Origin of the sequence: Prosthecobacter sp., from assembly GCF_014879935.1 — a bacterium.
Taxonomy (GTDB): Bacteria; Verrucomicrobiota; Verrucomicrobiia; order Verrucomicrobiales; family Verrucomicrobiaceae; genus Prosthecobacter.
In genome coordinates, this window is sequence record NZ_JACSRD010000171.1 from 102,823 (window position 1) to 112,912 (window position 10,090).

At 61.3% G+C, this 10,090-nt stretch carries 9 protein-coding genes; 6 read left to right on the forward strand and 3 right to left on the reverse strand.

Annotated elements, in window-relative coordinates; genetic code table 11:
* Positions 1-21: 21 nt before the first annotated feature.
* The 3 genes from lpxD to bamA form a co-directional block, all read right to left on the reverse strand.
* Positions 22-1,083: a UDP-3-O-(3-hydroxymyristoyl)glucosamine N-acyltransferase gene (gene lpxD, locus IAE77_RS18145; protein ID WP_294229475.1), complete on the reverse strand. Its 1,062-nt coding sequence runs from the start codon at positions 1,081-1,083 to the stop codon at positions 22-24.
* 76 nt (positions 1,084-1,159) lie between these two features.
* Positions 1,160-1,783, reverse strand: a complete 624-nt coding sequence (locus IAE77_RS18150; protein WP_294229478.1) for an OmpH family outer membrane protein — start codon at positions 1,781-1,783, stop codon at positions 1,160-1,162.
* 60 nt (positions 1,784-1,843) lie between these two features.
* Positions 1,844-4,189 (reverse strand): outer membrane protein assembly factor BamA, encoded by a 2,346-nt coding sequence (gene bamA / locus IAE77_RS18155; RefSeq protein WP_294229480.1) that lies wholly within the window; start codon positions 4,187-4,189, stop codon positions 1,844-1,846.
* Between the two features lie 254 nt (positions 4,190-4,443).
* On the opposite strand from bamA, the gene IAE77_RS18160 reads away from it, so the two are divergent.
* From IAE77_RS18160 to IAE77_RS18185, 6 genes are all read left to right on the forward strand, one after another.
* On the forward strand, positions 4,444-5,325 hold the full coding sequence (locus IAE77_RS18160; RefSeq protein ID WP_294229482.1) for a DMT family transporter: 882 nt from the start codon (positions 4,444-4,446) through the stop codon (positions 5,323-5,325).
* A 127-nt stretch (positions 5,326-5,452) separates the two neighbouring features.
* Entirely contained in the window at positions 5,453-5,995 is a 543-nt protein-coding gene (locus tag IAE77_RS18165; protein ID WP_294229487.1) for a sigma-70 family RNA polymerase sigma factor, read from the forward strand.
* Positions 5,995-6,918 (forward strand): anti-sigma factor, encoded by a 924-nt coding sequence (locus IAE77_RS18170; RefSeq protein ID WP_294229489.1) that lies wholly within the window; start codon positions 5,995-5,997, stop codon positions 6,916-6,918. The genes IAE77_RS18165 and IAE77_RS18170 overlap by 1 nt, the downstream gene beginning before the upstream one ends.
* A gap of 116 nt (positions 6,919-7,034) precedes the next feature.
* Positions 7,035-8,249 carry a phosphoglycerate kinase gene (locus IAE77_RS18175; RefSeq protein WP_294229492.1) on the forward strand — a complete coding sequence of 405 codons (1,215 nt, stop codon included), beginning with the start codon at positions 7,035-7,037 and terminating at the stop codon, positions 8,247-8,249.
* A 39-nt stretch (positions 8,250-8,288) separates the two neighbouring features.
* A complete protein-coding gene (gene tpiA / locus IAE77_RS18180; protein ID WP_294229494.1) occupies positions 8,289-9,089 on the forward strand; it encodes a triose-phosphate isomerase in 801 nt (266 codons plus the stop codon).
* Positions 9,090-9,164: 75 nt separating this feature from the next.
* Positions 9,165-10,090 (forward strand): neutral/alkaline non-lysosomal ceramidase N-terminal domain-containing protein (locus IAE77_RS18185; protein ID WP_294229496.1); only part of this gene is annotated, 926 nt, incomplete at its 3' end.

Here is a 10,090-nt window from a genome sequence, read left to right on the forward strand (position 1 = left end):
GCGCCGCAGAGCGCCTTCGGATCACTCGCTGGTGATCCGGCCTTCCAGGGCGGCGAGTTTTTTCTCCAGTTCGCGCACTCTTTCGATCAGATCGGGGATCTTGGCGGGCAGGGCCATCATCTTGCGGCCTTCGGCGATCGGTCGCGCCGGAAAACCCGTGTAGGCACCGGCCTCCGTGAGGTTCTTCGTCACTCCGGACTTGGCCAGGACGATGACCTGGTCAGCAACCTCCAGATGCCCCACCACTCCGACCTGTCCCGCCAGCGTGACATAATTGCCCAGCCGCGTGCTGCCCGACACACCGGTTTGTGAAACGATGATGCAGTGCTTTCCGACCACGCAATTGTGAGCGATCTGCACGAGGTTGTCGATTTTCGTGCCTTCACCGATCCACGTGCGGCCAAACCGTGCGCGGTCGATCGTGGTGCAGGAACCGATCTCGACATCGTCATCAATTTGCACGATGCCGACCTGGTCGATCTTCTGGTGGCGGCCTTTGACGAGTTCGTAGCCGAAGCCGTCGGTTCCGACCACCGATCCGCTGTGCAGAATGACGCGATTACCGAGCACGCAGCGATCTTTGACCACCGCGTTGGCGTGAATCACGCAGTCAGTGCCGAGCTTCACCCCGCGTCCAATGTAGGCGCCTGCATGAATGGTGGTGCCCGCACCGATGGTCACATCGCTTTCGATGACCGCATGCGGCCCGATGCTGACCTGTTGCGAGTCAAACACGACGTTCCTGGCGACAATCGCAGTCGAATGCACGCCCGGCACGAATTCGGACGACGGCGGTCCAAAAAAGCGAATGACGCTGGAAAATGCCAGCGTGGGATTCTTGACGCGAATGAGCGCCAGTTCCGCAGGCGCATCCAAAACTTCAAGATCTTCCGGCACCAAGGCGGCAGACGCCCGTGTCGTCTTGAGCGCGGGGACGTAACGGACATTTCCCAGAAAGGTCACCTCGCCCGGCTTGGCATCCATGATCGAATTCAACCCGGTGACGACCTTCTCAGCCGCACCAACGGCGAGCTCGCCACCGACGAGTTCGGCCAGTTGTTTCAGGTTGATCGAGTGGCTCATGACGGGAGATAAACGTTGAAAAACAAAAAGGCACGCCGCAATCACGCACGGCGTGCCTGTCGTGGATTTGTCGCCGTTACTTCTTCGGTTCCTCGGCCTTGGGGGCCTCTTCCTTCTTCGGCTCGGCTCCAGGAGGCGGGGCGTTCTTGTTGAGCTCAACGATGAGCTGGTCCGTCATGTCAGTGGCGGCCCCTTCCTTGACATGGAGGATGATCGGGACGGTGGAAAGACTCACACCGGTCTTGTCGAAAACGATGTCGAAGGCCTCGGCCTTGGATTTGTCACGCACGACGACGAGGATCTCCTCGTAAAGGCCTTTGCGGATCTGCATGTCCTCCTGCTTGAGCTGGGTCTGACGACGTTCCGCGAACTCCTGCATCTCCATCTCCATGGAGCGGATTTCTTTCACCTTCTCGCCGAGCTCGGCCGCGTACTTGTTCCGCTGTTCGGGCGTGATGATGGGATCCTGGGCAGTCTTCTGCAGCTTCTGCGCCTCGGCGGCCAGGTTCTTGTAAACGGTCTGGCGCTCCTGCATTTCCTGGGCGGCCTTCTCATAGTTGCCCTTGTACTTGTCGGCGGCGGTCTTGGTCTTGTGGAACTCCTGGAACACTTTGGACATGTCAACGACGCCGATCTTGAGATCGGCAGCCTGGAGGAGGGCGGAGGAGGCAAAAAGGGCGATAAGCGCGCTACGAATCATAGGAATGGGAATCTGGATTGAGTTGAAGGACCGGACAATCGAAATGTCCGTGACAAAGGCTTAGAACTTGTAGCCCATGTTGAACTGGAATCGGCCGGAACCGGAGTATTGGTCGCCATCCACCGGCACGGCGTAGTCCACGCGAATCGGGCCGATCGGCAGGAATAGACGCAGGCCGATGCCGACATCGGAGAACACGTCGCCGCCGACGTCAAAGGAACTGGCACCCACCGAGCCGATGTCGCCAAAGAACACCACGCGGGGGGAGCGGTCGGAATTGGAGGTGATGTGCACCGGGATGGAGAACTCGCTGGTGGCATAGATCGACGTCAGGCCGCCGACAGGCTCGCCAGTGGTGTCTTTCGGGCCTGCCTGACGGTAGTTGAAACCACGCAGGTTGTTCGCACCGCCGAGGAAAAGGCGCTCGAAGATCGGCACGCGGCCGCCGCCCCAGTTGTCCACCGTGCGGAACATGCCTTCGAAGCTGAGGATGGTGTCCCCCCACAGATTGAAATACTGCTGGCCGCCAAAGCTGACGCCCCACACCTCGACATCGCCGCCGAGACCGGAAAGCAGCGCTCCGCTTTCGAGCTTGTGGCCGCTGCGGGTGATGAAGACGCTGTCGCGGGTGTCGTGCACCCAGTTCAAATCGATCTTGCTCTGAAGGTAATTCCCAGCCTCCTGGGCGATGATCGGAGAGGCGGTCGGGTCGATGTCGCTGATCTCCACCTGCTGCAGCGTGTAGGTTCCCTCGATGTAGGAGTGCTCCCCGAGGCGGCGGCGGAGACCGACTGACGCGCCAGCGTTGGTCTGGTCGTAGCGGTTGGAGAGGTAGAACAGGTTGTGATAGAAAAGCTCCACCGTCAGAGCCAGTTCACGTCCCATGAACCAAGGTTCGGTCCAGCTCACGGTCAAATCGCGGCGGAGGGAACCGGCACGCAGGTTGGCGTTGAAGCGCTGGCCGGCGCCGCGGAAGTCCTTCCAGTCACGGATGTCAAAGTTCGTCTGAGTGACCTGGATGAAGCCGGTGAGGCTGTCGATGGAGCTGAAGCCCGCGCCGAAGTTCACCGTTCCGGTGGACTGCTCGGCCACATTGACGTCCACGTCCTTGTAGCCCTCGGTCACGGAGGGCGTGTTGCGCACATCCACCGCGCTGAAGTAGTTCAGGTTTTCCAGACGCGCCTTGCCGGCGGCGATCTTGACGGTGTTCAGTTCCTCGCCGGGGGCGAACGGCAGCTCACGGCGGATGACCTCGTCCTCGGTCACCGTGTTGCCGGAGATGTTGACCTTCGCGATGTAGGACTTGCTGCCTTCGGTGACGTTGTACAGCACGTTCACCTGTCCGGGAGCCGACTCCAGGATGCTGGTTTCGACACGAGCGTCGGCATAGCCACGGGAGCCATAGTAATCCTGGATCATTTTCTCGTCCGCTTCGACAAAGCTGCCCTTGTAGGGGAATCCGGCCTCCTGGCGGATGCCTTTCATGAGTTCCTCCTGCGTGAAGAGCGTGTTGCCGGAAAGCGTCACACCGGAGACGTCATACTTCGCTCCTTCATGGATCACGAAAACGATGTCCATCGCCTTCGCCGAGACAGGCTCGCGGCGCACTTCCGTCACCTTCGCATACACGTAGCCTTCGTCCTGGAACGCACGCTCGATGGTCTTGATGTCGTCCTGGAGGTCCTGGTTGCTCACCTTGCCTTTTTTGCCCCAGAGATTCCAGACGTGGTGTTCCTTGGATTTGAGCTTGCCGCGCAGATTGCGGGCGCTGATGGCGGTGTTCCCTTCAAACCGGATGTCGTGGATGATGCCGCGGGCACCTTCGTCGATCTTGAAAACCACGCTGGAGAAGCCTTCGCGGGAGGATTGCGTGATGTCGTAGCTGACGAGCACGTCGGAGTAGCCCTTCTTTTCGTAAGCCTCGACGATTTTCTGCTGCGCCGCGGCGAGCTTGGTGTCGTCCACCGGGTCGCCGACATTCACCTCGATCTTCTTGCGCAGGTCATTGGCGTTCAGGGCGGTGTTCCCGATGAAGGAAATGTCTCCAATGCCGCCGCGACCGATGATTTCGACGATCACTTTCACGCCGCCTGCCACATCCACCGCGCGAATGTCGAGGTTTTCCACCACGCCTGTGCTGTAGAGAGCGCGGATGTCGCGTTCCACCGCCTCGTCCGTGAATGGCTGCCCCACACGGGTGGACATCTGGCTGCGGATGCGGTTTTCGTCCAGCTTCACCGCCCCTTTAAGAACGACATCGACTTCCTTCACGATCTTTTTGGTGGCGGGCACCACCGGCAGACCGGTCGTCTGGGCCTGGACTTGCAGCGGAACGGCTGACAGCAAGGTGAGGGCTGTCGTGGCAAGTACGGCCAGGCAAGACTGTGGGAGGAATCGGGAATTCATGGGCATGAGTGGGGAGGCGTCAGAGCATTGACTGCGCCAGTCCTAGGGCACAGGAGGCCGCATTACTGCTGCCTGAGCGCCCGTCGTCAAGGTGTAAGTTCTCAGCCGGCGCGGAGCCGATTTCGGAGTGCAGAACCACCTCAAACCGGCCGTGGGGACTGATCGGTGCTTTTTTCTTGGCAAACAAGGATAGGCTCACCAAGGCTGGCACAGCAAGTCCTGCGCCACGAAAGCCAAAACCCGCGTCATCACCCGTGCCCCGCTCTGAAACCCGAGACTACATCCAGCTCCATCTCGTGGTGCTGGCATGGGGGCTGACGGCGATCTTGGGAAAGCTGATCGTGCTGGCTCCTGTCGATGTCGTGATCGGCCGCACGCTGCTCGCCGCGCTGGGCTTCGGCGCTCTGGCACGACTGATGGGCGAAAGGCCGCTCATATCCCGCAGGCGCATGCTTGGGATGCTGGGCGTCGGTGTCGTGCTTGGCCTGCATTGGGTTCTGTTCTTCTGGTCGGCCAGGCTTGCCACAGCGTCCGTCTGCCTCGCCGCCATGCCCACGGCCATGCTGTGGTGCTCGCTGATCGAGCCGGTCATCGATGGGTCACGTCGCTGGCGTGTTTCGGAACTGGTGGTCGGCGTCGTCATGGTTGGCGCTGTGTGGCTGATCTATGAGTTTGAATTCCGCTACTGGCTGGGGTTTTCCGTGGCGATCGGCGCGGCCGTGCTGGCGGCGTTTTTTGCGGTTTTCAGCAAACAACAGGTCGCCGGAGACACCCACTGGTCGGTCATCGGCTTTCACCAAATGACGGGTGCCTGCCTTGCGGCACTCATCGCACGGCCATTCCTTGAAAAAGCCCCCCTTCCCGCCCTGCCGGACGCCTGGTCGGCACTCTGGCTCGGGGTGCTGGCGCTCGTCTGCACCGTCGCGGCCTACGCGGGCTTCATGGACGTGCTGCGCCGTGTCAGCGTCTTCACGGTGAACGTCGTTTATAACATGGAGCCGGTTTACGGCATCCTGCTGGCCGCCCTCGTGTTTGGCCGGGCGGAATTCATGAGCGGCGGCTTCTACCTCGGCGCGGGCATCATCATCGCCGTGGTGCTCGGCCTGCCGTGGCTCCGGCGCTGGGTGGAAAAATGACGCCGCAGGAAAGTGATTTTTCCGACGGAGGAAGCGCGGGCGGGCGATGCAAAAACTTGTGTATCGCCGAAGCTCTGGCATGGAATCAGCCTCCCATTCGTGCGTGAGCACGACGCCCAAAACGCCCATGGCCCAGACAGAACTCAGCGAAGAAGAATTGCTCCAGCGTGTGGCACGCAAGGACTCGCGTGCCTTTGACCACCTGTATGAGGCGCTGGCACCACGCCTTTTCGGCATGATGCGCCAGATGTTGAACGATGACCGTGTGGCGGAGGAGGTGCTGACAGAGGGCTTCGTTCACGTGTGGGAGCAGGCCTCCAGCTACGACGAGTCGCGCTGCAAGGCCTTCGTGTGGGCGGTGACCGTCTTCCGGCAGAAGGCCATCGAACGCATGCGGGCGCTGGGACGCAGAAACCGCCGGGTGGACGCGCAATCCCTGGAACAGGTGACTTTTCCCGCCGACGCAGCATCGCCCGACAGCGAGACGGTGAGCGCCGCGCTGGCCACCGTGCCCAAGGAGGATCGACGCCTGATCGAGTGCGCGTTTTTGAAAGGCCTCACCCATCATGTGATGTCGGAGGCGCTCGGGCAGACGCCGGAAGCCACGAAGGCGGGCGTCCGCCGTGGCATGATGCATCTGCGTGATTCTTTGAAGAAAGGAGGCCTGTGATGGACCCGAGAAGCGAAGAACTGGCCGCGCTGAATGCGCTGGGCATGCTGGAAAGCGATGAAAAACGCGTGCTGGACGGCTCCAGCCTCGTGGATCGTGAATTGCGTGATCTGAACGCCGAGTTGGAGCTCGTGGCGGCTGAGCTGGGCCGTCTGGTCGTGCCTGTGGAGCCGCCTGCGGACATGAAACGTCGTATCCGTGCGAAGATCCGCTCGCGCGGCGGCTCAAAGCTGCGCTCCATCTCGCCTCTCGCCTTGATCGCCGGCGTGGGCTGGGCTGCCGCCGTGGCTCTGGCGCTGGCGTCCATCTGGCTGTGGCGTGAGCGGGCCAGCCTCAACCAGCAGTTCAATTCGCTGCGGGAAGCCATTGCGCCCGTGACACAGCCGACGGCCGAAAAAGAAGAGAAAGAGAAGCCGCCGGCCCGAAACCTGGAGGAGGAGCTGAAGAAATTGCGGGGAGATTTCGAGTCCCAAAAAACAGCGCTGAACACCGAAATCGAAGCCCTGCGCAAACGCGAGGCCGACGCGAACGCCAAGGTCGCCCAGCTCGTCCAGGAGGCGCAGGCCCAGAAGGAGCGTGACGCCGCCATGAAGCTGCATGTGGCCACCTTGCAGAGCGAGATCTGGGAATACCGCCGCAGTGTGATGACGATCGTCTGGGACGCCTCGAAGGACCAGGGGGCGCTGATGCTGGACAAGATGCCTCGTGTGGAATCTGGAAGGGATTATCAGCTCTGGATCATCGATCCGCAGAAGCCGGACCCGGTGAGTGGCGGCGTTTTGGCAGTGGATGACAAAGGCACGGCCAAGACCACCTTCAAATCGACCGAGGATGTGGGCGACGCGGTGAAATTCATAGTTAGCGTGGAGAAAAAAGGCGGAGTGCCGAAGAAGGAAGGCGAAGTCGTCTTGAAGGAGCCTTGACCCTGCCGCAGCAACCGTTTTGAGACGCACTCTCGGGCCGCGCAGGCACGAAGATTGCGCCCTTGCCAATCCCGCGAAATCCGCGATGGATAGCGCCCCTCACCCCCAAAAAGCCCATGCCTAAGCAGACCATTCGTGACCTCGACCTCGCCGGAAAACGCGTCTTTGTGCGCGTCGATTTCAATGTGCCGCTGGAGGAAAAAGACGGCCAGATGGTCATCACGGACGCCACGCGCATCCAGGAGACGCTGCCGACGATCAAGGCCCTCATCGAAACGGGTGCCCGCATCATTCTGGCGAGCCATCTCGGTCGTCCGAAGGGTCAGCGTGATCCAAAGCAGAGCCTCGCCCCGGTCGCTCCGGCGCTCAGCGCCCTGATCGGCAAGCCGGTGGCTTTTGCGAGCGATTGCGTCGGCGACGAGGCGAAGGCCAAGGCGCTCGCGCTCGGCAATGGCGACGTGCTTTTGCTCGAAAACACCCGTTTCCACGCCGGTGAGGAAAAGAATGACGCCACGCTCGCGAAGGGCATGGCGGACCTCGCGGAGGTCTTCGTGAATGACGCGTTTGGTTCCGCGCATCGTGCGCACAGCTCCACGGCGGGCATCGCGGACTATCTGCCGGCCGTTTCGGGCCTGCTGATGGAAAAAGAGCTCACCTGGCTGAATGACGAGCTCGAAAATCCGGATCGTCCGTTCGTCGTGATCCTCGGCGGCGCGAAGGTCAGCGACAAAATCGGCGTCATCAATCGCCTGCTCGAAAAGGCGAACACCATCATCATCGGCGGCGGCATGGCCTACACCTTCCGCAAGCTCGTGCAGGGCATCAGCATCGGCAAAAGCCTCTACAAACCTGAGTGGGAACCCATCGCCCAGGCCGCTCTCGACAAGGCCAAGGAGCGCGGCGTTAAGATCCTCATCCCTGTGGATGCGATGATCACCGACGCCTTCGATTTCGACGCGAAGAAGTTCGGCAACATCAAGTTCACCGCAGCTGGCGAAAGCATTCCAGATGGCTGGGAAGGCGTCGATATCGGCCCTGAGTCCGTGAAGCTCTTCGCGGAAGAAATTTCCAAGGCGAAGACCGTCATCTGGAACGGCCCGATGGGCGTTTTCGAGATCAAAGAGGCATCCAAAGGCACCTTCGACATCGCCGAGGCCATGGCGGCTAATTCCACCGCGAAAAACATCATCGGCGGCGGCGACAGCGTGAAGGCCGTCAAGAAGGCCAAGCTCGGCGACAAGATGACCTTCATCTCCACCGGCGGTGGCGCATCCCTCGAACTCCTCGAAGGCAAAATCCTCCCCGGCGTTGCCTGCCTCAAAGACAAATAATTCGTCCTTCGTCATTCTTAATTCGTCATTTCCCCCGCCATGCCCATCGCTCACTTCCGCAAGCCCATCATCGCCGCCAATTGGAAAATGCACATGACTCCGCAGGAGTCGGATGACTTTCTCCGCTCCTTCGCCCGCCTCGTGCCGGACAAGTGCCCGATCCAGATCGTTGTCGCGCCGCCGTTCGTCAGCCTCGAGCGCTCCATGAACGCGCTGCAAAACGCCCGCGAGCAGAGCGTCGAATTGGCCGCGCAAAACATGAGCGCCCAGCCTGCCGGTGCCTTCACCGGCGAGATCAGCGCCCGCATGGTCAAAGAATGCGGCTGCAAGCATGTCATCCTCGGCCACAGCGAGCGCCGCAGCCTTTACGGCGAAACGAACGCCATCGTGAACGCCAAGGTCCTCGCCGCCCTCGAAGCCCGCCTTCACCCGATCCTCTGCATCGGCGAGACGCTCGAAGAACGCGACAGCGGCAAGATCGAGCAGGTGCTCGAAAGCCAGCTCCGCGAATCCCTCGCTGAAGTCGGCCCACGCCGCATCACCGATGTCGTGATCGCCTACGAACCCGTCTGGGCCATCGGCACCGGCCGCACCGCCACCTCCCAGCAGGCGCAGGACGCACACGCCTTCTGCCGCAAGGTGCTAGGCGACATGTTTGGAGCCGATGTGGCCGTGAAAATCCGCATCCAATACGGCGGCAGCGTGAAACCGAACAACATGGCCGAACTCATCGCCCAGCCGGATGTGGACGGCGCCCTCGTCGGCGGTGCGTCGCTCGAGCACGGTTCCTTCTGGGAAATCTGCCGCGCCGCCATCGACTGGACGAACGCAAACGCGTAATGCCCACGGTCAAAGTGCGCTTGTGAGCTAAATATTGCTTCACAAACGCATTCAATTCTGAGCATGATCCGATTCATGCTCAGGAATCTCCTCCCGTTTCTCTGGTGCATGGCAGTCACGCTCACCGCCGCCGAACCCGGCTGGCGGGCCGGCGCGGCTGACATGGACATCACGCCCGACTACCCCGTGCGCCTCAGCGGCTATGGCAGCCGCACGACCGAGTTTGAAAAAATCGCCCAGCGCATCCATGCGAACGCCCTCGTCATGCAATGGGCCGATGAAGCACCCGCCTGCATCGTCACCGTGGACAATTGCGGCGTGCCCGCCACCGTGCGCGCGGAGGTGCTCAAACGCCTCTCCGCCGCCGGGAAACCGGTCGCGGGTGAGCGATTTGCCCTCCATTCCTCCCACACGCACTGTGCGCCGATGGTGAAAGGCGTGCTGCCGTTCTTGTTCGGCACCGATCTGCCTGCGGACCAAATGCAACGGGTCGAGCGCTACACGGAGGATCTCACCGCCTGGATCGTGAAGTCCGTCAGCAGTGCGCTGGCGAAACTGGAGCCTGCGAAGCTCGATTGGAGCAGCGGGAAAGTCTATTTCGCCTTCAATCGTCGTCTGAAGACGGAGACAGGGCTGCAAAACGCCCAAAACTTCAAAGGACCGACCGACCGTGCCTTGCCTGTCCTGCGGGTCCGAAGCGCTGATGGCAAAAAACTCATCGCCACCCATGTCAGCTATGCCTGCCACTGCACCACGCTCGGCATCAACGAGATCCACGGCGACTGGGCGGGACTCGCCCACAAGGAGATGGAGATGCGCTTCCCCGGGTCCGTCTGCCTCGTCGCCATCGGCTGCGGTGCCGATCAGAACCCCTATCCACGTCGTGAGAATCGCTTCGCCATCAATCACGCCGTCAGCCTGGCCAAGGAGGTCGTGCGCCTGATCAATCAACCCATGAAGCCGCTCTCCGGCCCGCTCCACTGCGCGACCATCGAGGACGA

What these genes read in the sequence shown, in the direction of transcription:
- lpxD (WP_294229475.1), bottom strand. Translation starts at nt 1,083, where the DNA reads ATGAGCCACTCGATCAACCTGAAACAACTGGCCGAACTCGTCGGTGGC.
- IAE77_RS18150 (WP_294229478.1), bottom strand. Translation starts at nt 1,783, where the DNA reads ATGATTCGTAGCGCGCTTATCGCCCTTTTTGCCTCCTCCGCCCTCCTC.
- bamA (WP_294229480.1), bottom strand. Translation starts at nt 4,189, where the DNA reads ATGAATTCCCGATTCCTCCCACAGTCTTGCCTGGCCGTACTTGCCACG.
- IAE77_RS18165 (WP_294229487.1), top strand. Translation starts at nt 5,453, where the DNA reads ATGGCCCAGACAGAACTCAGCGAAGAAGAATTGCTCCAGCGTGTGGCA.
- IAE77_RS18170 (WP_294229489.1), top strand. Translation starts at nt 5,995, where the DNA reads ATGGACCCGAGAAGCGAAGAACTGGCCGCGCTGAATGCGCTGGGCATG.
- IAE77_RS18175 (WP_294229492.1), top strand. Translation starts at nt 7,035, where the DNA reads ATGCCTAAGCAGACCATTCGTGACCTCGACCTCGCCGGAAAACGCGTC.
- tpiA (WP_294229494.1), top strand. Translation starts at nt 8,289, where the DNA reads ATGCCCATCGCTCACTTCCGCAAGCCCATCATCGCCGCCAATTGGAAA.